The 19776-nt window shown below is 71.0% G+C and carries 21 protein-coding genes and 1 pseudogene; 10 read left to right on the top strand and 12 right to left on the bottom strand.

Going from position 1 to position 19776, the window contains the following annotated elements:
* Positions 1-82 precede the first annotated feature (82 nt).
* A complete protein-coding gene (locus ACFVWD_RS30130; RefSeq protein ID WP_389600610.1) occupies positions 83-1039 on the bottom strand; it encodes a GlxA family transcriptional regulator in 957 nt (318 codons plus the stop codon).
* Between the two features lie 69 nt (positions 1040-1108).
* On the opposite strand from ACFVWD_RS30130, the gene ACFVWD_RS30125 reads away from it, so the two are divergent.
* Positions 1109-2059, top strand: a complete 951-nt coding sequence (locus ACFVWD_RS30125; RefSeq protein WP_389600608.1) for an NADP-dependent oxidoreductase — start codon at positions 1109-1111, stop codon at positions 2057-2059.
* Between the two features lie 46 nt (positions 2060-2105).
* On the opposite strand, the gene ACFVWD_RS30120 is transcribed toward ACFVWD_RS30125, so the two are convergent.
* Together ACFVWD_RS30120 and ACFVWD_RS30115 are read right to left on the bottom strand one after the other, a co-directional pair.
* The gene (locus ACFVWD_RS30120; protein WP_389600606.1) at positions 2106-3212 is read right to left on the bottom strand and encodes an NAD(P)-dependent alcohol dehydrogenase; all 1107 of its coding nucleotides are present in this window, start codon (positions 3210-3212) and stop codon (positions 2106-2108) included.
* A 33-nt stretch (positions 3213-3245) separates the two neighbouring features.
* Positions 3246-4703, bottom strand: coding sequence for an aldehyde dehydrogenase family protein (locus tag ACFVWD_RS30115; RefSeq protein WP_389600604.1), 1458 nt, complete (start codon positions 4701-4703; stop codon positions 3246-3248).
* Between the two features lie 105 nt (positions 4704-4808).
* On the opposite strand from ACFVWD_RS30115, the gene ACFVWD_RS30110 reads away from it, so the two are divergent.
* Both ACFVWD_RS30110 and ACFVWD_RS30105 read left to right on the top strand, forming a co-directional pair.
* Positions 4809-5246: a MarR family winged helix-turn-helix transcriptional regulator gene (locus tag ACFVWD_RS30110; protein ID WP_168514340.1), complete on the top strand. Its 438-nt coding sequence runs from the start codon at positions 4809-4811 to the stop codon at positions 5244-5246.
* Positions 5247-5410: 164 nt separating this feature from the next.
* Complete coding sequence (locus ACFVWD_RS30105) at positions 5411-5791, top strand: anti-sigma factor antagonist (protein WP_385370069.1); 381 nt, start codon at positions 5411-5413, stop codon at positions 5789-5791.
* A 44-nt stretch (positions 5792-5835) separates the two neighbouring features.
* Here the strand turns inward: ACFVWD_RS30105 and tuf are convergent, their stop codons facing one another.
* Both tuf and ACFVWD_RS30095 read right to left on the bottom strand, forming a co-directional pair.
* Positions 5836-7029 (bottom strand): elongation factor Tu, encoded by a 1194-nt coding sequence (gene tuf, locus ACFVWD_RS30100; RefSeq protein WP_099919106.1) that lies wholly within the window; start codon positions 7027-7029, stop codon positions 5836-5838.
* Between the two features lie 131 nt (positions 7030-7160).
* A complete protein-coding gene (locus ACFVWD_RS30095) occupies positions 7161-8114 on the bottom strand; it encodes a ribose-phosphate pyrophosphokinase (protein ID WP_054234269.1) in 954 nt (317 codons plus the stop codon).
* Positions 8115-8360: 246 nt separating this feature from the next.
* On the opposite strand from ACFVWD_RS30095, the gene otr(A) reads away from it, so the two are divergent.
* The 3 genes from otr(A) to ACFVWD_RS30080 all read left to right on the top strand — a co-directional run bounded on the left by otr(A) (position 8361) and on the right by ACFVWD_RS30080 (position 11957).
* Complete coding sequence (gene otr(A), locus ACFVWD_RS30090) at positions 8361-10217, top strand: tetracycline resistance ribosomal protection protein Otr(A) (protein WP_389600602.1); 1857 nt, start codon at positions 8361-8363, stop codon at positions 10215-10217.
* A gap of 185 nt (positions 10218-10402) precedes the next feature.
* Positions 10403-11065: a DUF4230 domain-containing protein gene (locus tag ACFVWD_RS30085; RefSeq protein WP_389600600.1), complete on the top strand. Its 663-nt coding sequence runs from the start codon at positions 10403-10405 to the stop codon at positions 11063-11065.
* A 310-nt stretch (positions 11066-11375) separates the two neighbouring features.
* Positions 11376-11957 carry a VanZ family protein gene (locus ACFVWD_RS30080; protein WP_168514332.1) on the top strand — a complete coding sequence of 194 codons (582 nt, stop codon included), beginning with the start codon at positions 11376-11378 and terminating at the stop codon, positions 11955-11957.
* Positions 11958-12074: 117 nt separating this feature from the next.
* On the opposite strand, the gene ACFVWD_RS30075 is transcribed toward ACFVWD_RS30080, so the two are convergent.
* From ACFVWD_RS30075 to ACFVWD_RS30060, 4 genes are all read right to left on the bottom strand, one after another.
* Positions 12075-12452: a peptidase inhibitor family I36 protein gene (locus ACFVWD_RS30075; RefSeq protein ID WP_389600599.1), complete on the bottom strand. Its 378-nt coding sequence runs from the start codon at positions 12450-12452 to the stop codon at positions 12075-12077.
* Complete coding sequence (locus ACFVWD_RS30070) at positions 12449-13177, bottom strand: hypothetical protein (RefSeq protein WP_389600598.1); 729 nt, start codon at positions 13175-13177, stop codon at positions 12449-12451. Before ACFVWD_RS30070 ends, ACFVWD_RS30075 begins: the two co-directional genes overlap by 4 nt.
* Before the next feature lie 3 nt (positions 13178-13180).
* The gene (locus ACFVWD_RS30065; RefSeq protein WP_389600596.1) at positions 13181-13567 is read right to left on the bottom strand and encodes a hypothetical protein; all 387 of its coding nucleotides are present in this window, start codon (positions 13565-13567) and stop codon (positions 13181-13183) included.
* 232 nt (positions 13568-13799) lie between these two features.
* Positions 13800-14036, bottom strand: coding sequence for a hypothetical protein (locus ACFVWD_RS30060; RefSeq protein WP_389600594.1), 237 nt, complete (start codon positions 14034-14036; stop codon positions 13800-13802).
* Positions 14037-14163: 127 nt separating this feature from the next.
* Between ACFVWD_RS30060 and ACFVWD_RS30055 the strand changes: the two genes are divergently transcribed.
* Positions 14164-15201, top strand: a complete 1038-nt coding sequence (locus ACFVWD_RS30055; protein ID WP_389600592.1) for a PHP domain-containing protein — start codon at positions 14164-14166, stop codon at positions 15199-15201.
* Positions 15202-15652: 451 nt separating this feature from the next.
* Complete coding sequence (locus tag ACFVWD_RS30050; RefSeq protein ID WP_389600591.1) at positions 15653-16612, top strand: SDR family NAD(P)-dependent oxidoreductase; 960 nt, start codon at positions 15653-15655, stop codon at positions 16610-16612.
* Between the two features lie 13 nt (positions 16613-16625).
* Here ACFVWD_RS30050 and ACFVWD_RS30045 read toward each other — a convergent pair whose 3' ends face one another.
* On the bottom strand, positions 16626-17459 hold the full coding sequence (locus ACFVWD_RS30045) for an alpha/beta fold hydrolase (RefSeq protein WP_389600589.1): 834 nt from the start codon (positions 17457-17459) through the stop codon (positions 16626-16628).
* A gap of 179 nt (positions 17460-17638) precedes the next feature.
* Positions 17639-18004 carry a MerR family transcriptional regulator gene (locus ACFVWD_RS30040; RefSeq protein WP_389600587.1) on the bottom strand — a complete coding sequence of 122 codons (366 nt, stop codon included), beginning with the start codon at positions 18002-18004 and terminating at the stop codon, positions 17639-17641.
* Positions 18005-18095: 91 nt separating this feature from the next.
* Between ACFVWD_RS30040 and ACFVWD_RS30035 the strand changes: the two genes are divergently transcribed.
* Together ACFVWD_RS30035 and ACFVWD_RS30030 are read left to right on the top strand one after the other, a co-directional pair.
* A complete protein-coding gene (locus ACFVWD_RS30035; protein WP_389600585.1) occupies positions 18096-18575 on the top strand; it encodes a hypothetical protein in 480 nt (159 codons plus the stop codon).
* 352 nt (positions 18576-18927) lie between these two features.
* On the top strand, positions 18928-19479 hold the full coding sequence (locus tag ACFVWD_RS30030; protein WP_389600583.1) for a DUF3455 domain-containing protein: 552 nt from the start codon (positions 18928-18930) through the stop codon (positions 19477-19479).
* Between the two features lie 129 nt (positions 19480-19608).
* Here ACFVWD_RS30030 and ACFVWD_RS30025 read toward each other — a convergent pair.
* Positions 19609-19776: pseudogene (locus tag ACFVWD_RS30025) on the bottom strand (sugar kinase); the annotation flags it as partial.

Below are 19776 nucleotides of genomic sequence, written 5' to 3'. Positions count from 1 at the left end.
CGTGATCGTTCGTACGGGGGACGGTGAGCGCTCGTGCGAGGGATGGTGAGCGATCGTACGAGGGAAGGCGCCCGTCCGTCGCTCAGCGAGCCGCCTGGAACGTGCGCCGGTAGGCCCCCGGCGAGACGCCGATCGCCGCGTGCAGGTGCTGGCGGAGCGAGGTGCCCGTCGCGAAGCCGACCTCGCCGGCGATCTGGTCCACCGAGAGGTCGCTGGACTCCAGCAGATGGCGGGCCCGGACGACGCGCTGCTGGATGAGCCAGCGGCCGGGGCTCATACCCACCTCGTCGTTGAAGCGGCGCGCGAAGGTACGCAGGCTCATGCGGGCGTGCCCGGCGAGATCGGCCAGGGTCAGTGGATCACCCAGTCGGGCGAGGGCCCACCCACGGGTCGCCGCCGTGCTGGTCGCCGCGGCATCGGGAACGGGCTGCTCGATGTACTGGGCCTGACCGCCGTCGCGCCAGGGCGGCACGACACAGCGCCGGGCCACCTTGTTGGCCAGCTCACTGCCGTGGTCGTTGCGCAGGATGTGCAGACAGACGTCGACGCCGGAGGCGGCACCGGCGGAGGTGAGGATCGTGCCGTCGTCCACGAAGAGCACGTCCGCGTCCAGGAGCACCCCCGGGAACAGGCGCCGGAACTCGTCGGCCAGCTGCCAGTGCGTGGTCGCCCGCCGCCCCTGTAGGAGACCGGCCGCCGCCAGCACGAACGCGCCCGTGCAGATGGAGACGATACGGGTGCCCGGGCGGATGAGCGCGAGCGCGGCGGTGACCTCGGCGGAGAGCTCCGCGGTCACGGCGGCCGGGTCGATGGCGGGGATCACCACCGTGTCCGCCGTGCCCAGCACCTCGGGGCCGTGCTCGACGGTGACCGAGAAGTCCGCGTTGCAGCGCACCGGGCGACCGTCGACGGTGCAGGTCAGGACCTCGTAGCGGCCGTCCGCGGCGCCGAAGATCCGGCTGGGGATGCCCAGCTCGAAGGGGTAGACGCCGTCCAGTGCCAGGACGGCCACGCGCTCCACACGCTTCACTCGGCTCATGGCACGATCTTATCGAAGGTTGGCAATCTTGCCATTTCGCGGAGCACGCCGGCCCGGCACGCTGGGTTCATGAGCACTGCGAACACGATGCGCGCGATCAGTCAGGACGTCCTCGGCGGGCCCGAGGTCCTCAAGGAAGTGGAGATCGATCGGCCGACGCCCGGGCCGAGCGAGGTACTGGTACGGGTGCGGGCGGCCGGGGTCAACCCGACCGATTGGAAGCACCGGGCGACGGGCGGGTTCCTGGGGCAGCCGCCCTTCGTCCTGGGCTGGGACGTCTCCGGAGTGGTGGAGGCCGTCGGGGTCGGCGTCACCCTGTACGAGCCCGGCGACGAGGTCTTCGGCATGCTGCCCTACCCGTTCGGGCACGGCTCGCACGCCGAGTACGTGACCGCGCCCGCCCGCTCCTTCGCGCCGAAGCCGACCGGGATCGACCACACGGAGGCGGGCGCCCTGCCGCTGGTCTCGCTGACCGCCTGGCAGGCGCTGGTCGACACGGCCGACCTGCGGCCGGGGCAGCGGGTGCTGATCCACGCCGCGGCAGGCGGCGTCGGGCATGTGGCCGTACAGATCGCCAAGGCGCGCGGCGCGTATGTGATCGGCACGGCGAGCGCGGGCAAGCACGAGTTCCTGCGCGGCCTCGGCGCCGACGAGTTGATCGACTACCGGGAGACCGAATTCACCGAGGCGGTCCAGGCCGTCGATGTCGTCCTGGACACGATCGGCGGGGAGAACACCTTCCGTTCGCTGCGTGTGCTGCGCGAGGGCGGGATCGTGGTATCGATCCTGCCGATGGGGCCGGAGGAGCTCTACAAGGAAGCCGCGGCGCTCGGTGTGCGGGCCGCGCGGATGCTGGTGGAGGCCGACCACGCGGGCATGCGGGCGGTCGCGGACCTCGTCGACGCGGGCAAGCTGCGCGCGACGATCGCCGGGGCGTTCCCGCTGGCCGATGCCGCCGAGGCACACACGCTCGGCGACACCGGCCGGACCACGGGCAAGCTGGTGCTCACGGTCGACTAGAAGACACGTGCAGGTTGTCGACTAGAAGACAAGTACGGGTTGTCGACTAGAAGGTCAGTACGGGCTTGATCGTCTTGCCCGCCTTCATGTCCCGCACCGCCTGCTCGATGTCCGCGAACGGATAGTGGCTGATCAGGCGGTGCAGCGGGAACCGCCCCTCCTTCACGAGCCGGACCAGCGCGGGGATGAAGGTCTGGGTCTCGCTGTCTCCCAGGGTGAGGCCGACGATCCGCTTCCCGGGGATCAACCCGTTGACGTCCAGGGCGACTTCGGCGCCGAAGGGCGGGGCGCCGACCACGACCAGGGTCCCGCGCGCCGCGAGCGCGTCGGCGCCCTGGCGCAGTACGGCGACGCTGCCGGTGGTCTCGACGACACCGTCGGCGCCATGACCCTCCGTCAGCAGCGCGACGGCCTCGCCGAGATCGGCCTCGCCCGCGTCGATCGTGTGGGTTGCGCCCAACTCCTTGGCCAGGGTGAGGCGTTCGGCGACCCGGTCGACGGCGATGATTTTCGTGGCAGGGGTCAGGGCGGCGGCCATCACCGCGGACAGGCCGACCGCTCCGGCGCCGAGCACGACGAGGGTGTCGCCGAGCCCGGGCTTCAGCACGTTCCAGACCGCCCCGACCCCGGTCTGCACCCCGCAGCCCAGGGGGGCGACGGACTCCAGCGGCACATCGGGGTCGACCTTCACCAGGCTGCGCTCGTCGACCAGAGCACGCTCGGCGAAGGACGACTGCCCGAAGAAGTGGCCGCCGAGCGGCGCCCCGGCACGGCTGATCGTGCTGGTGCCGTCGGCACGCCGGCCGCCGATGAGGTTCAGCGGCAGCCAGGTGGCGCAGTAGGCGGGGTGCCCGTCACGGCAGTTGTGGCAGCCGCCGCAGGAGGTGAAGGACAGGACGGCATGGTCGCCGGGGGCGACGCCGGTGACGTCCGGTCCGACGGCCTCGACGACGCCCGCTCCCTCGTGGCCGAGGACGCCGGGCAGGGGGAAGGGCAGACCGCCGCTCGCCACACCGAGGTCGGTGTGGCACAGGCCGGTCGCCACCATACGGACGAGGACTTCGCCGGAGCCGGGCTCGTCGAGTTCGACATCGGCGAGCGTGAACGGCGCGCCTGAGGACTCGACCACGGCCGCGCGGGTGGTGATGGACATCGCACGAACTCCTTCTTCTTGATGGTGCGCGGCTCAGTCGAGCGAGACGACGACGGACTTGACCTTGGTGTAGGCGGCGAGGGCCTCGGGCCCGTACTCCCGGCCGAAGCCGGAGTCCTTGACCCCGCCGAAGGGGACCGCGGGGTCGAGCATCGCCCAGTCGTTGATCCAGACGATGCCCGCCTGGAGCCGGTCGGCGACTCGGTGCGCGCGGGTGAGGTCGGTGGTCTGGATGCCCGAAGCCAGGCCGTACGGGGTGGAGTTGGCCAGTCCGACGGCCTCGTCCTCGGTGTCGAAGGGCTGGACGGTGAGGACCGGGCCGAAGATCTCCTCCTGGATCACGCGGGAGTCGTTCGGCAGGCCCGCGAGGACCGTGGGCTTGTAGTAGTAGCCGCCGTCGAGGTCGAGCCGCTCGCCGCCGCAGACGACGCGGGCACCCTCCTTGCGGGCCAGTTCGACGTACTCCTCAACCTTCCGGAGGTGCCTCTCCCCCGCCATCGGACCGACGACGGTCTCGGGGGCGCGGGGGTCACCGACCGGGACGCCGGGGACGGCGTCGGCGAGGATGTTCACCAGGGTGCTGTACACCGAGCGTGCCACCAGCAGCCGCGGGCCGCCCATGCAGAACTGCCCGGTGTTGAAGACGAATCCCTTGATGACCGCGCCGACCGCCTTCTCCAGGTCGGCGTCCTCGAAGACCAGGTGGGCCGCGTTGCCGCCCAGTTCCATGGTGACCGGCTTGAGCGCCTCGCCCGCGACGCTCGCGGCGTGCCGGCCGACGGCGGTCGAACCGGTGAAGGCGAGCTTGTCGATGCCGGGGTTGCGCAGCAGGGCCTCGCCGGCGACCGGTCCGCTGCCGGTGACGACGTTCACCACCCCGTCCGGGACCCCGGCCTCCTGGAGCAGGCGGGCCATGTACAGGGCGCTGAGCGGGGTCTCGTCGGCGGGCTTGTGCACCACGGTGTTGCCGGCCGCGAGGGCCGGGGCGAGCTTCGAACTGGAGAGGATCAGCGGGAAGTTGAAGGGCGTGATCGCGGCGACCACGCCGAGCGGTCCCCGGCGCGTGTAGGCGAAGGCGCCCAGCGGGGTGTCGCGGGTGGCGCCGTCCAGGGTCTGGGCGAGCGCGGCGCAGTACTCGTACTCGTCGGCCGCCGTGAGCACGTCGACGGGGCGGCACAGGGAGATGGGCTTTCCGACGTCGAGGCTCTCCAGAGCGGCGAGCTCGTCGGCGTTCTCGCGGATCAACTCCGAGACGCGGTGCAGCACCCTGCCCCGCTCCCGTCCGCTCAGGCGGGCCCAGGGGCCGTGGTCGAAGGCCTCCCGTGCGGCGCGTACGGCGGCGTCCACGTCCGCCGCACCCGCCTCTGCGACCGTCGTGACCACCTGGCCGGTGGACGGGTCGATCACGTCCGTACGCGCTCCGTCGGCCGCCTCGCGCCACTGTCCGCCGATGAACAGTCGCCCGGGCCCGCTCCCCAAGGTGGTCGTCATTGCCCACTCCTCAGCCTTGATCGCCAAGATTTCAACCAACAGGATTCCTGTTGGTTCGCAGTCTCATTACGGACAGGTTTCCTGTCAATGCCTTAGGCTGAACCCATGGTCGGCACCCAGGTAACGAAGGCACCTCCGTCCCTGCTCTACATGGTCAAGCAGGTGGAGCTCGTCGTGCGCTCCCACCTCGACGAACTGGTGAAGCCGGCGGGGATCACCGCACTGCAGTACACGTCACTCACCGTGCTGGAACGACACGACGGCCTCTCGGCGGCGCAGCTCGCGCGGGACTCCTTCGTGACCGCACAGTCGATGGCCGACCTGGTGCGCTCACTGGAGAACCGCGGACTGATCCGCCGCGAGCGCAATCCACGCAACCGGCGCGAGCTGCTGATCCTGCTCACCGACGAGGGGCGCGCACTGCTGGCGCGGTTCACCGACGAAGTGCGTGAGCTGGAGGAACGCATGGTGCGCGACCTCAGCGCGCACCAGACGGATCAGTTCCGCCAGGCACTGTCCAAGGCGTGGCACGCGCTGTCGTGATCCGCGCGGCCGACCGGGGGTACGACTCGCCATGCAAATGGCAGACATATGTCAATCGAACATGCTGCAATTCACTCCAACGAGGGTAACTTGCAGAGCAGGGAACGGTTTTGCGGGCCCTGCCACCAGAAGTGGGTCAGCAGCCGGTTGGAGGCGATGTCGCCGTGACGCACGACCCCGCACCGCCCACCCGACATCTGCGCGTCCGCCGGGACCGGGGTCACACGGTGCTGGAGTTCCACGGGGAGATCGACATCCTCGCGGCACTGGAGATCACGCCGTACCTGGACGCCCTGACGGGGCACCCGGAGCCGCAGATCGTGATCGACCTGCGGCCCGTGGACTTCTTCGACTGCTCCGGGCTGCGCCTGCTCTACCGCGCCAGGAGCCGCGTTCTCGACCGGGGCGGCCGGCTGCACCTGGTCTGCACCCGGCCGCTGACGCTGCGCGTCCTCAAGGTGACCGGCCTGGCCCAGCTCCTGCCGCCCTCGGCGTCGCTGGACGCGGCGCTGGGCCAGCCGGAGGCCACGTCGGGCACGTTATGACCCCTGCCGACCGCACGGTGCGACCTCGCCCGGCTCCCCCTCGCTCACTTCAGGATCTTGGTGACCTGCCCCGCCCCGACCGTCCTGCCGCCCTCCCGGATGGCGAACTTCAGGCCTTCCTCCATGGCGATGGGCTGGATGAGCTGCACGTTCATGGTGGTGTTGTCACCCGGCATGACCATCTCCGTGCCCCTGGGAAGGGTCACGACACCCGTCACGTCCGTCGTACGGAAGTAGAACTGCGGCCGGTAGTTGTCGAAGAAGGGCGTGTGCCGTCCGCCCTCGTCCTTCGACAGGATGTACGCCCGCGCCTCGAACTGCGTGTGCGGGGTGACCGAACCCGGCCTGATCACGACCTGGCCCCGTTCCACGTCGTCGCGCCTGACCCCGCGCAGCAGCAGTCCGACGTTCTCCCCAGCCCGTCCCTCGTCGAGGAGTTTGCGGAACATCTCGATGCCCGTGACGGTGGTCTTCGTCTTCTGCTCGTGGATTCCGATGATCTCGACCTCGTTGTGGACCTTCAGCACCCCGCGCTCGATCCGGCCGGTGACGACCGTGCCGCGGCCCGTGATGGTGAAGACGTCCTCGATCGGCATGAGGAAGGGCCGGTCGACGTCCCGGACCGGCTCGGGCACGAACTCGTCGACGGCCGCGAGCAGTTCGAGAACGGAGGCACTCCACTTCGGGTCGCCCTCCAGCGCCTTGAGCGCCGAGACCTGGACGACCGGGACGTCGTCGCCGGGGAACTCGTACTCCGTGAGCAGCTCACGCACCTCCAGCTCGACGAGTTCCAGGATCTCCTCGTCGTCGACCATGTCGGTCTTGTTGAGGGCGACGACGATGTACGGGACGCCGACCTGCCGGGCGAGCAGCACATGCTCCTTGGTCTGGGGCATCGGCCCGTCCGTCGCCGCGACGACCAGGATCGCGCCGTCCATCTGCGCGGCCCCGGTGATCATGTTCTTGATGTAGTCGGCGTGGCCGGGACAGTCGACGTGCGCGTAGTGCCGGGCTTCCGTCTGGTACTCGACATGGGCGATCGAGATGGTGATGCCGCGCTGGCGTTCCTCGGGCGCCTTGTCGATCTGGTCGAACGGCGTGAAGGGGTTCAGGTCGGGAAACCGGTCGTGCAGAACCTTCGTCACGGCCGCCGTGAGTGTCGTCTTCCCGTGGTCGATGTGCCCGATGGTGCCGATGTTGACATGCGGCTTGGTCCGCTCGAACTTCGCCTTCGCCACTGCGAGCCCTCCTGATCGCCTGGGTGACGCCGAGCGTTGCTGCGCCGCTTCCTGGCCGGGGGCCGAGCGAGGTGTCGAGCACTGTGTCAGGCCGAACGCCGAACGATGTCAGGAAGTGTCGCTCTTCCTGTTTATTCGCTCGGGGGCGCGTCGAACAGGGCGCTGACGGACTCACCGTTGTGAATGCGCCGCACGGCCTCGGCGAGCGCCGGGGCGATGGACAGGATCCGCAGCTTCTCGGTGTGCTCCTCGTCCGGGACCGGCACGGTGTTGGTGCACACGATCTCCAGGATGTCCTCCTGCTCGCTCAGCCGCTTGAGGGCACCCGCCGCGAACAGCCCGTGGGTGCAGGCGACCCGGATGGAGCGCGGCCCCAACTCCCGCAGCCGCTCAAGGAGTTCGAGGACCGTACTGCCCTTGGCGATCTCGTCGTCCAGCACGATGACATCGCGCCCGGTGATCTCACCGATGACGGAGCTGATGCTCACCCGGTCGTCGGCGAACCGCTGCTTGGCACCGGCGGCCACCTGGGCGCCGATCAGCCGCGCGAAGGCCGCGGCCTCCTTGGCGTTGCCCAGGTCCGGCGACACGACCGTCGTACGCGACAGATCGTGACCGCGGAAGTGCGCGGCGAGCTCCCGCAGGGCGTGCAGATGGTCGACCGGCACCGAGAAGAACCCGTGGACCTGCGGGGAGTGCAGCGTCATCGCGAGGACGCGGCTGGCCCCGGCCGCCACCAGCAGGTCGGCGACCAGCCGCCCGCCCATGGAGATCCGAGGCATGTCCTTCTTGTCCGAACGGGCGTACGAATAATGTGGCATGACCACGGTGATCCGCCCGGCGGAGGCACCGCGCGCCGCGTCGCACATCATCAGCAGTTCGACGAGGTGCTCCTGCACGGGAGTGACCAGCGGCTGCACGAGGAACACATCGCGCTCGCGACAGTTGGCCTGGAGCTGGACCTCCAGGCAGTCGTTGGCGAACCGGCTGACCCGGGTCGGGCTGAGGGGCACGCCGAGATGGGCGCAGACCTCTGCCGCCAGCTCGGGATGGGCACTACCGCTGAACACGGCGATGTCACGCACGACCGCTCCTCGCAAGATCGATCCGGGTGCGCCGCGATCGGCATGATCGACCCGGGATGCGTGCCTCATGCTACTGGGCCCCGGCCGGGTACCCCCACCGGGGGAAATTCGGTTGCGGACGGTCACGGGGCATGCGCCAGGATGGTCCCGCCAGCGCCCCTCACCCACGGGAGAACGACGTGCGCCGATTCCTCGGAACTTCTCAGCGCCCCCACCGGACGACTGTTCCCGAGGACTCGACCACGCATGGACACCTTGAACATCGGCATTCTGGCCCACGTCGACGCGGGTAAGACCAGCCTCACCGAGCGGCTGCTCTTCGACGCCGGCGCCATCGACCGGCTCGGCAGCGTCGACGCCGGTGACACCCGCACCGACGACGGGGAGATCGAGCGCCGGCGCGGGATCACCATCCGCTCGGCCGTCGCCGCCTTCACCGTCGGCGACGTCCAGATCAATCTCATCGACACCCCCGGGCACGCCGACTTCATCGCCGAGGTCGAGCGCGCCCTGGAGGTCCTGGACGGCGCCGTGCTGCTCCTGTCCGCCGTGGAGGGCGTGCAGGCACAGACGCGCGTCCTGATGAAGACCCTGCGAAGGCTCGGGCTGCCCACCCTGATCTTCGTCAACAAGATCGACCGGGCGGGTGCGCGGGAGGAGGGGCTCCTCGACGACATCCGGCGCCGCCTCACGCCGTACGTCGTCCCGCTCGCCGGTGTGCGTGGCCTCGGCACCGCGCATGCCCGAGTCGTCCCGCGTCCGCTGGACGAGACGGCGGCCGGCACGCTCGCGGAGGTGGACACGGGCGTCCTCGCCGCGGTCGTGGACGGCCCTCCGCCGACCCCGGACGTCCTGGAGGCCGCGCTTGGCGCGCGCACCGCCGACGGCTCCCTCCACCCGGTCTTCTTCGGGTCCGCCCTGGGCGGGCAGGGGGTCGCCGAGCTGGTCGAGGGGCTGAGCCGGCTCGTCCCGCGCCCGACGGCCCCCGACCGCGCCGAGCCACGGGGCACGGTCTTCGCCGTGCGCCCCGGACCCGGCGGCGAGCGCACGGCGTATCTGCGGCTGTACGACGGTGAAGTGACGCGTCGTCAGCGACTTGCGTTCACCCGGCGCGAGGCCGACGGGCGCACCACTCGGGTCCCCGGCAGGGCCCGGGAACTTGAGGTCGTGGGGCAGCCGGGGGCGGCCACCTTGACCGCGGGCAACATCGCCGCGCTCCGGGGCATCGGCGGCATCCGCGTCGGCGACCGTCTCGGTGAGGTCACGGCCCGTGCGCCGCAGTTCGCGGCGCCGACCCTGGAGACCCTCGTCCGGGCTCGGCACCCCGGCCAGGCGGCCCCGCTGCGCTCGGCCCTCCTCGCGCTGGCCGACCAGGACCCGCTGATGCACGCCAGGCCCGCCACGTCCGGCAGCACCGCGCTGCTCCTCTACGGCGAGGTGCAGAAGGAGGTCCTCGCGGCCACGCTCGCCCAGGACTTCGGCATCGAGGCGGACTTCGAACCGAGCCGGGTGCGGTTCCTGGAACGGCCGGACGGCACCGGCGAGGCCTGCGAGGAGATCCAGCGGCACGGGCACATCGGATTCTGGGCCACGGTCGGGCTGCGGATCGAGCCCGGACCGCACGGCTCCGGCGGCGTCTTCACGTACGAGACCGAGCTCGGCGCCCTGCCGCGGGCCTTCCACCAGGCAATCGAGGACACGGTCCACGCGACCCTGCTCTCCGGTCCGCGCGGCCGGCCGGTCACGGACTACAGGGTCACGCTCGTGCGTTCCGGATTCGCCGCGCCGCTCAGCACGGCCGCCGACTTCCGCGGCCTCACCCCGGTCGTGCTGCGGCGCGCGCTGGAGCGGGCGGGGACGCGGGTGTACGAGCCGTACCACGCCTTCGAGGTGGAGCTCCCGCTCGACGCGCTGGCCCCGGTCACGGCCCGGCTCGCCGCGCACGGCGCACAGTTCGGGGAGACGACCGGCGGCCGGACCTCCTGGCTCGTCACCGGCGAGCTGCCGGCCCGGCATGTGCGGGAGGTCGAACTGCGGCTCCCGGGGCTCACCCACGGGGAAGGGGTCTGGTGGTCCCGCCCGTCGGGGGACCACCGCATGTAGTGCGACAGACGCGGTACAGCGGGTCGACGCGGCGCTCCTTCGGCGTACGGCGAAGTGCGGTGGCCGGTGCCCCCGGAGTGGACGCGCCCCCGCCCGCGCTCCCCTTCCGCGACGTCGATCCGCCAACAGGGCGGCCTAGTAGGCGATTTGGGGGGCATTCGGTGAGCAGGAAGGAGGACTGTCGAATGACGACGTCCATCAAACGCCTGCCCAGTCGCATGCCCGCGTGGGCCAAGGTGATCACTGCCGTCGTGCTGGTGCTCGTGGTGCTGTTCGCCGGGCTGCGACTGGCCGTTCTGCCGGGGCTGCGCGACCTGTTCGGCACCCAGACGCACGACCGCTCCGGACCAGCCCTCCTCAAGTCGATCCAGGACATGAGCCGTTACGACGCCGCCTCGGGCAACTTCCAGGTGGTGGTGGACCTGGAGAAGGATGCCAAGTACCTGCCCGACGCGATCCGCGGCACCCGCACGCTGTACGTGGGGGCCGGCACGGTCGAGGCGTACGTCGACCTCGGTTCGCTCGCCAAGAAGGACGTGACGGTCGACTCCGACCGCACCACGGCCACGCTGCGGCTGCCGCACGCGTTCCTCGGCAAGCCCGCACTCGACACCGACCGTTCGTACGCCGTCTCCAAACAGCGTGGGCTGCTGGACCGGCTCGGCGACTTCTTCTCCGACAACCCGGACAGCGAGCAGGCCGTGCAGAAGCTCGCGGTCAAGCACATCGGCGAGGCGGCGAAGGACAGCGAGCTCACCAAGCGGGCCGAGGAGAACACCACCGGCATGCTCGACGGCCTGCTGCGCTCCCTCGGCTTCAAGGAGGTGAGCGTGAGCTACGGCGCCTGAGCCGGGCTGCACTCCGGCGAGGGTCCAGTGGGGCGCGGTCGTCGCCCCGCCGGGCCCCGCCTCCCGCACGGCGTGCCCCACGGGTCTCGGGTTCCTCGCCGGTGCCGGTGGTCCGGCTTCGGCCCGAGTCCGAAGAACACCCGCGCGGCGACGAACAGCGCCAGGATCCCGCCGGGCGCCCCTGCCCCCGAGTGCCCGCGGGACCCCCTTTCATGACCCCCTCCTTCCGTCGCGCGGGGCTTTCGGCATCGAAGGACGCTTTGCGGGTAACCGCCCTTACCTGGAGAGCAGTTGAAACCGGGAGAATCGAATGGTCCGTACGGCGTCACTCTTGAGCACCCTGCGCACCACCGGTACAGCGAAATCCGGTCGACGGTCATCGGTACCCGCACAGGAGCGAAAGGCGCTCCCACTGCCCGTGCGGCTGCTCGTGATGCTGCTGGCCTTCGTGGCCATGGTGGCGTTCGCGGTCGCGCTGGCCCGCCTGACGCTGGAACCGTCACCGGCGTCGAAGGCGCTGATCCACACCAATCTGCACCCCGGCAGTTCCCTTCGGGCGTATCTCGACCAGCCGGCCCTGCGCGACGCCGTGAAGCAGATCGGCGGGAACGTCCTGCTCGGTGTGCCGTTCGGCGTGCTGGTGCCCGTGCTGATTCCGAAGGCTCGGGGGATCCTGCGCGTTCTGCTGCTCACCGCGGTGGTGATGCTGCTGGTCGAGTTGGTCCAGGGCACGCTGATCACCGGGCGCGCCTTCGACATCGACGATGTCATCCTGAACACGTCCGGAGCGCTGGTGGGTTATCTGCTGCTGGGACGGCGGATCGGCCGCGCGGTGCATCCCAAGCGCCGTCGGCGGGGCCGGCGCGATCGGCGCGAGGTCCCGAAGGCGTGAGGGAGCGCATGGCATGACTGTCCGCCCGCGGCCCCCCACCGCGGGCGGACGGCGTTGATCGGCCCGGTCGATCAGCTGCGGTCGATCAGCTGGGGTCGATCAGCTGGGGTCGGCCTCTCAGCAGCCCATGGACCAGGTGTGCGAGTCACCGCGGTCGTTCGCCACGGCGTTGTGGCCGACCTCCTCCCCCGGTCCGAGACAGATCGTCATGGCGCCGCCCTGCCAGGCGTCCTCGTAGACCTTCACGTGGTCCTTGACGCCGGGGCCCGAGATGCCGTGATTGGCCCAGGAGGAGTCGGTGTCGGCGATCCAGCTCTCCCACCACCCGTCGTCCCCCGACCAGTTGGCGCGCTGGCCGTCGAAGTTGGCGTTCTCCCAGACGCAGAAGTTGCCGCTGGGGCAGTCGGCCGCGCCGGAGGGGGTGGCCAGGGCGAGGCCACCGGTGAGGGCGAGCAGGGCCGCGGCGGCGGAGAGGGCGAGACGCTGGGTGATCACGAAGGGTCACTGCCTTTCTTCAGGGTTATCTGCACGGTCCGCTCGGCGTACAGATCCGCCGCGCGGCGCAGTGCGCGGGTGCGCAACTGCCGGTAGGTGGTCAGTTGTCCGTGCCGCTCGGCGCGGACCCGGGCCAGCAGGGCCGGTTCCAGCCGCGCCCGCAGCCGGGTGAGGCCGCTCTCGCGTGCGCAGCGCGTGGAGACGGCGGGGTCGGGGCGGCCGGGGCGGGGCCCGTGCGCCGGGGTGACGCAGCGGGTCCAGCGGGCGGTCGCGGCGCGGTAGTCGGGGTCGCGCTTCATGCGCTGCTGAGCCTCGGCCCGCAGGTTGTTCACCACGACCCGGGTATGGAACCAGAGCCGCTGGTCGCCGTAGAGATCGCGCTCGGCGGCTGCCAGGCAGCCGTCCGTGTGGGCGGTGACGGTGTAGCCGGTGGCGAGGGTGACGGAGAGCTCGGGGCGGCCGCGGCCGAAGAGTGCGCCCTGCAGTCGGCGGTCCTGCGGGGCCGCGGCGCTGCGGTCCTGCGGGGCCGAGGCATTCTGGAGGGTCAGTCCCTGCCGGGCCAGACAGCGGTCGACGAGCACCTGCTGGGCGGTGTCGATGAGGTCGTCGCGGTCGCGCTCGGTTCTGGGCAGCGGGGGCACGGCCCGCTGTGCCGTCGCCGTGGAGCACCCCGTCAACGCCAGTACCGCGAGCGCGGCGGCGGCGAGCGCGCGAAGGAGTCGCACGGGTCAGCCGACCTCGCAGCCCATCATGGTGTCGGCGACGCCGTCGAGCCGGGCGCCCCAGGGCCAGTTGTCGGCCAGGTCGTGCGCCCGGATCAGCCGGGCGTAGCAGGTGCCGCGGCCCCAGTCGATGGCGTACACGGCGGTGTCGGCGTTGGACCTGAAGGAGGCGGCCTTGTCGTGCAGGAACTCCGGGACGTCCGTATAGCCCGGTGGGGTGTAGCACCACGACGAGCCGTGCTGTCCGGCGGCGGTCCAGAAGCACACGTCCGCGGCCCGCGACGCGCCGTGCGTCGCCGCGCTCGCCGGTACGGCGGCGAGCAGGGCGGTCGAGGCAAGCAGACCGGTCGAGGCGAGGAGGGCGGCGGCGGGCACGGCGAAGCCACGGGGCATGACGACTCCCGGAGGGAAGAGGGGGCGCCGGGGCGGTCGCGATCACCCGGCAAGATCAACCGTGCCCTCGCGGGAATCGGCCCATGCCGGGTTCCCGCCCTTTGGTGATCTTTCCTGGGGTGCGGGGTCATTCCTCCCGCGGCAGCTCACACCGGCGCGAACCCCGAGGTCCGCGCGCTCCCGCCTCTCGATCCAGCCGTCCGGCGCCGCGCCCTGATCCGCCGGACAGGACCTAGCGCGGCGCCCAGGTGAACTTGTCGCCGCCCACCCAGCGCACCACGTCCGGGTCGTCGAGATCGTGGATATGGATCCCCTGGGAGCCGGCGAACGTCAGGACATCGGTGATCGACTTCGCCTCGCCGACCATTTCCCCGTCGATCTCCACGATCCGAAACGGCGGGTCGCACGGCTGCACCCCGAGCACGATGACCCGCGGGTAGGAGATGCGAGGGCTCGAGATTTCGGTCATGCCTAGAGCGTAGATCCATTCCCGCGAGCGGGCCGAGGTGAGCGACACTCCGCCGTGCGGGCCGACGGCGGCTGGGCAAGGCTTGAAGGGCTTGAAAGGGGTGGGGAGCTCACGGAAGGTGGTGCCGATGGATCCCGTCGAGGCCCTGGACCGGATCGCGTTCCTGCTGGAGCGCACCCAGGCCCCCACCTATCGCGTACGGGCCTTCCGCACCGCGGAGGCCGTGCTGGCCGCGCTGCCCGCCGGGGAGGTCGACAGGCGCGTCGCAGCCGGAACCCTGGAGTCACTGAAGGGCATCGGGCCGAAGACGGCACAGGTCGTGCGCGAGGCGGTGGCCGGTCGGCTGCCCGGCTATCTCGAGACACTGGAACAGGAGGCCGCGGGCCCCCTCGCCGAGGGCGGCGAACGGCTGCGGGCGCTGCTGCGCGGCGACTGCCATCTGCACTCCGACTGGTCGGACGGCGGCAGTCCGATCGAGAAGATGGGCCGGACCGCCGCGCGCCTCGGGCACGAGTGGGCGGTGCTCACGGACCACTCGCCGCGGCTGACCGTGGCGCGGGGCCTGTCCCCGGAGCGGCTGCGTGAGCAGTTGGCGGTGGTGGCGGAGCTCAACCGCCGGTGGGCCCCCTTCCGGCTGCTCACCGGCATCGAGTGCGACATCCTCGACGACGGATCGCTCGACCAGGAGCCGGAGTTGCTTGAGCTGCTGGACGTCGTGGTGGTGTCGGCGCACTCCAAGCTGCGCATGGACGCCAGGTCGATGACCCGCCGTATGGTCACCGCCGTACGCAATCCGCTCGCGGACGTGCTCGGGCACTGCACGGGCCGGCTGCTCACCGAGCGGCGGCGGCCCGAGTCGGAGTTCGACGCGGACGCGGTGTTCGCCGCCTGCGCGGAGTCGGGTACCGCCGTGGAGATCAACTGCCGCCCGGAACGGCTCGACCCACCGCGCCGACTGCTGCGCCGGGCGCTCGACGCGGGCGTGCTCTTCTCGATCGACACCGACGCGCACGCCCCCGGCCAGCTCGACTGGCAGATCCACGGCTGCGCGCGGGCAGAGGAGTGCGGGGTGCCCGCCGGGCGCGTGATCACCACCTGGAGCGAGGACGAGCTGCTGGCCTGGACCCGGTCGCGGACGGCGCCGACCCGTGTAACCAGCACCTGACGGGAGTAGGCTTGGCTCTGAGAACAAACCCGCGCCCGAGCCCCCGGACGCGTGAAGACGTACGGCGAACCGAGACGTGAGTCGTACGGCGACCCGAGAATCGTCCGCCCCTCTTGCCCCCTCCGGGTGACGCAGATCACCGCACCTTCCCTGGTCACGCGGGAACACCCATCGATAGTTCCCCGTTAAACCAACCGTGGGTGCGGATGGGACAGTGTCCCCGGGTCTCACCTTTTGCCCACAAGGACGATCGTTCGGCTGAAGCCCTGTGGAGCCTTTCGCCGAGAGGCGACCGCCATCCGTGCCCACCACAGACGGCCCCGACCGAGATTCCCCCGTCCGGTCGGGGCCTTTCCATGCCTGGCGCCGGGCCCGGCGCCGGGCCCGGCCCCCGCCGTGGGCGGCGGCCTCCGCTTGACTTCGAGTGCTCTCTAATCCGTAGCGTCGAAACATGACCACTGCACAGCACAAGATCGGCTCGGGCTTCGGCGCCCACAGCACCGCCGACGACGTCCTCCAGGGGATCGACCTGACCGGGAAGCTCGCGATCGTCACCGGCGGGTACTCGGGGCTCGGCCTGGAGACCACCCGCGCGCTCACCAAGGCGGGCGCCCACGTCGTCGTTCCGGCGCGCCGCCCGGACGTGGCCCGGGAGGCGGTCGAGGGCATCGACGGGGTCGAGGTGGACGAGCTCGACCTCGGCGACCTCGACAGCGTCCGCGCCTTCGCCGAGCGTTTCCTCGCCTCCGGCCGCACCATCGACATCGTCATCGACAACGCCGGGATCATGGCCTGCCCGGAGACCCGCGTCGGTCCCGGCTGGGAGGCCCAGTTCGCCACCAACCACCTCGGCCACTTCGCGCTCGTGAACCGTCTGTGGCCCGCGATCGAGCCGGGCGGCGCGCGGGTCGTCTCCGTCTCCTCGGGCGGTCACCACAACTCGGCGATCCGCTGGGACGACGTGCACTGGCGCACCGGCTACGACAAGTGGGAGGCGTATGGGCAGGCGAAGACCGCGAACGTCCTGTTCGCGGTCCACCTCGACCGGCTCGGCCGGGAGTCCGGCGTACGTGCCTTCGCCCTCCACCCCGGCGGCATCCTCACCCCGCTGCAGCGCCACCTCGCCAAGGAGGAGATGGTGGAGCGCGGCTGGATCGACGAGGACGGCAACCTGTTGCACCCGTCCGCCTTCAAGTCGCCCCAGGAGGGTGCGGCGACCCAGGTGTGGGCCGCGACCTCACCCCAGCTGGCCGGCCTGGGCGGGGTGTACTGCGAGGACTGCGACATCGCCGAGGTCGCCCCGGCGGACGGCGAGCGGACCGGCGTACGCGACTACGCGATCGACCCCGAGCAGGCCGCGCGGCTGTGGACGCTGTCGGCGGAGCTGACCGGGGTGAACGCGTTCGCGTGACGCGCCCGGGACGTCAGTCGCGGGCCATGAACTCCCGCAGATCCGCGAGGAGCCGTTCGGCGTGCGTGGCGAAAAGGCCGTGGCCCGCGTTCTCGTAGACCTTGAGTGTGCCGTTGGGGAGCAGTTCGGCCGCCCGGCGGCCGGTCAGCTCCAGCGGCGCCGACGTGTCGTGGGTGCCGTGGACGACCAGCGCGGGCAGGTCGAGCTTGGGCAGCTCGGGGGCGACGTTCAGGGTGGCCGCGAGGTCTCCCAACGCCGCCCCGCCGCGCGCGGTGGCACCGTGGCAGCGGTTGATCATGGACTGCACATAGGCCGGGGAGAGTTCGTTCCCGGGGAGGTCGAGGGCGAAGAACGAGCGGGCCCCGTCCACGAAGAAGGCGGCCCGGTCGCGGCGGAAGACCTCGTTGCCGGCCTCGACGACGCCCGGGTCGATGCCGTTCGGATGGTCCGCGGACCGGACGGCCCCGGGCGCCATGCCCGCGACGAGTGCCACCCTCGCCACCCGCTCGACGCCGTGCCGGGTCAGACAACGTACGACTTCCGCGGTCCCGATGGAGTGCCCGACGAGTGTCACCCCGGACAGGTCGAGGTGGCGCAGCAGCCCGTCGACGTCGTCGGCCAGGCTGTCGAGGTCGAACCCGCCCCACACATCGTCGGACCGGCCGTGGCCGCGCCGGTCGAAGCCGACGCACCGGTAGCCCTCCGCGGCGAGCGGCAGCATCTGGTACTCCCACATCTCCGTGCCGAAGTATGCGCTGTTGACGAACACGATCACCTGTCCGGTGTCGGGTCCATAGTCGACGAAGTGCAGTCGGGTGCCATCGACGGGGCTCTCGAAGTACGGCATGGGAAACCTCCCGGAATCCGGTGGCGGGACGAGTGGGTACGTCCTTCATGGTTCCGGAGGGCCGGGGCGGGGTCGATTACCTCCGAGGTCATGCCCGAAGGCGCCGCCGGGCGGAGCGGCGTGCGACGCCCGGCCGCGGTAGGCCAGTTACCGGGCCGCCCGCGCCCACGACCTCGTGGTCAGCTCGGTCGGCCGATGGCCCGCAACGGGCACCCGGTGTCGACGCGCGTGGCGAGTTCGGCCCGCAGGGTGGCGAGTTCGGCCATGCGGGCGTCGATGACCTGGATCTTCTGCTCGAACAGCACGGACAGCGCTTCCGCAGAGTCCGGCGCCTCCCGCAACTCCTCGCCGTGCCGAGCGATCTCCGCGAGCGAGAATCCCAGCGTCTGCGCGGTGCGGACGTACTGCAACCAGGGCACCGCCTCGGGCGGGAAGTCGCGATAACCGTTGGCCAGCCGCCGACCCGTGACGAGGCCGACCTTCTCGTAGAACCGAATGGTGTCTCTGCTCATGCCCGTCTGCGCGGCGAGCTCTCCGATACGCATGTCCCTCCATCGGACGGCGGGCTTGACCTTGGACCGTACTCCACTGTTTAGCGTGAGGCGTCGCTGACCCGAGACCAGTTGGAGCCTCATCGTGATCCGGACCCTCGCCCCCGAACGCCCCGCCTATCTTCGCGCCGTACGGGCAAGCGCCTGGTACGACCTCGTCGTCACCGCGGGCTTCGCGACGCCCTGGACGTACGCGCTGGTGCACGATGCGCTGTCCTCGTCGGGCAACGCGCTCGGGCTGGGCGCCCTGCCCGAACTCGACCCGGTGCAGACCCTGTACGCGAATCTGATGGGCTCGGTCGTGGTGGTCTGGGCCGTCCTGCGCATCGTCCGGCCGCTGCCGGTGCACGGACTGCTCGACGGCATCGCGCGCACGCTGTTCGCGGCGTGGCAGGCGTACGCGCTGGCCCACGGTGCCATGCGGCTGCTTTGGCTGTTCTTCGGCGTCGAGGTGATGTTCGGCCTCGTCCAACTGGTGCCGTGGTGGCGAAACCGGAACACGAACCCGATGGACACCGCGGCCGGCCCGGCCGTTGGGCATCCACTCACCACGGAAAGCCAGTGACGCCCCTGTCGAGGGCTGCTGTGATCCGTCGCTCCCCGCCGCTTCGACGGCCCGTCGAACGCCCCGAGGACGCGGCGGCGTGCCCGGCCACGTGCCCCATAGGCCCTCGTCGAGCCGAAACCCGTACGGCGATACTCCCTACTCGTCATCGCGTCGACGATCCCGGTATCGGCGGGAACGACTCTCGGTGATCCCGACAAGGACACCGTGGCTGTCGCCCGGTGCAGCACGGCCGGAGAACGCCGAAGAACGCCGAAGAACAGGGCGTAGCCGTGTGCGCACCGCCGACAGCCCGCCCAGCCGCCGCGGTGCCACTCGACCTCGTTCAGAAAACGTTCTGGAGAAAAACCCGATGAAGCTCGCCACACGTCTCGTCCTCACCACGACAGCTCTCGCCGCAGTGACCGCCGGCACGCTCTTCGGCGCGACGGTCGGTCAGGCCGCGACCTCGCAGCCCGGCCGCACCGGCGTCGACGCTCCCGCCGCGCTGAAGGTCCCGGACGGCAACCGGCTCACCGGCGTCTTCTCCGCCGAAGGCGTCCAGACCTACACCTGCACCGACGGCACCTGGAAACTGCTGGAACCCGCCGCCACCCTGTGGGCCGGGAACGACCGCTCCCACCGCCCCGTCGCCCTCCACTCCCGCGGCCCCGTCTGGGTGTCCACGGTGGACGGCAGCGCGGTCAACGCCACCGCCATCGCCAACTCCCCCAAGACCGGCACCATCCCCGAGCTTCTCCTGCAGTCCACCGCCACTCGCGGCACCGGGGTCTTCGCCGGCGTCTCCTACATCCAGCGCCTCGACACCCACGGCGGCGTCGCCCCCACCACCGCCTGCACCGGAACCGACCAGATCAGCGTGCGTTACTCCGCCACCTACGCCTTCTACAAGCCCGCCAAGTGACGCGGTAAGGGAGCGACGGCAGGGGTCCTCCGGACGATCTCAAGGGCCCCTGCCCTGCCGCGGGTAGGCAGGGCGGCTGTCGTGCCGGAAGCGATCACCAGACGGACGTCGTGAACCCCCGGCTGCGGGTCAGTGCGGGGCGCGCTCCTCCAGGGCGGTGCGCCACGCCGGGGAGGGGCCCTCGCTCACCGGCTCGGCGCGTCGGCCGCCGCGCGCGAAGAAGTCGGCGAGCGGCAGGATCGCGGCACCGACCGTGACCGCGTCCGGACCGAGCCGGCCCAGGTCGATGGAGACGCG

This window comes from Streptomyces sp. NPDC058086 (assembly GCF_042885015.1).
Lineage (GTDB): Bacteria > Actinomycetota > Actinomycetes > Streptomycetales > Streptomycetaceae > Streptomyces.
This window is presented reverse-complemented; position numbering and strand designations above follow the sequence as displayed.

Coding starts and splice junctions, on each gene's coding strand:
- ACFVWD_RS30130 (WP_389600610.1), bottom strand. CDS start 1,039: ATGAGCCGAGTGAAGCGTGTGGAGCGCGTGGCCGTCCTGGCACTGGAC.
- ACFVWD_RS30125 (WP_389600608.1), top strand. CDS start 1,109: ATGAGCACTGCGAACACGATGCGCGCGATCAGTCAGGACGTCCTCGGC.
- ACFVWD_RS30120 (WP_389600606.1), bottom strand. CDS start 3,212: ATGTCCATCACCACCCGCGCGGCCGTGGTCGAGTCCTCAGGCGCGCCG.
- ACFVWD_RS30115 (WP_389600604.1), bottom strand. CDS start 4,703: ATGACGACCACCTTGGGGAGCGGGCCCGGGCGACTGTTCATCGGCGGA.
- ACFVWD_RS30110 (WP_168514340.1), top strand. CDS start 4,809: ATGGTCGGCACCCAGGTAACGAAGGCACCTCCGTCCCTGCTCTACATG.
- ACFVWD_RS30085 (WP_389600600.1), top strand. CDS start 10,403: ATGACGACGTCCATCAAACGCCTGCCCAGTCGCATGCCCGCGTGGGCC.
- ACFVWD_RS30080 (WP_168514332.1), top strand. CDS start 11,376: ATGGTCCGTACGGCGTCACTCTTGAGCACCCTGCGCACCACCGGTACA.
- ACFVWD_RS30065 (WP_389600596.1), bottom strand. CDS start 13,567: ATGCCCCGTGGCTTCGCCGTGCCCGCCGCCGCCCTCCTCGCCTCGACC.
- ACFVWD_RS30060 (WP_389600594.1), bottom strand. CDS start 14,036: ATGACCGAAATCTCGAGCCCTCGCATCTCCTACCCGCGGGTCATCGTG.
- ACFVWD_RS30055 (WP_389600592.1), top strand. CDS start 14,164: ATGGATCCCGTCGAGGCCCTGGACCGGATCGCGTTCCTGCTGGAGCGC.
- ACFVWD_RS30050 (WP_389600591.1), top strand. CDS start 15,653: ATGACCACTGCACAGCACAAGATCGGCTCGGGCTTCGGCGCCCACAGC.
- ACFVWD_RS30045 (WP_389600589.1), bottom strand. CDS start 17,459: ATGCCGTACTTCGAGAGCCCCGTCGATGGCACCCGACTGCACTTCGTC.
- ACFVWD_RS30040 (WP_389600587.1), bottom strand. CDS start 18,004: ATGCGTATCGGAGAGCTCGCCGCGCAGACGGGCATGAGCAGAGACACC.
- ACFVWD_RS30030 (WP_389600583.1), top strand. CDS start 18,928: ATGAAGCTCGCCACACGTCTCGTCCTCACCACGACAGCTCTCGCCGCA.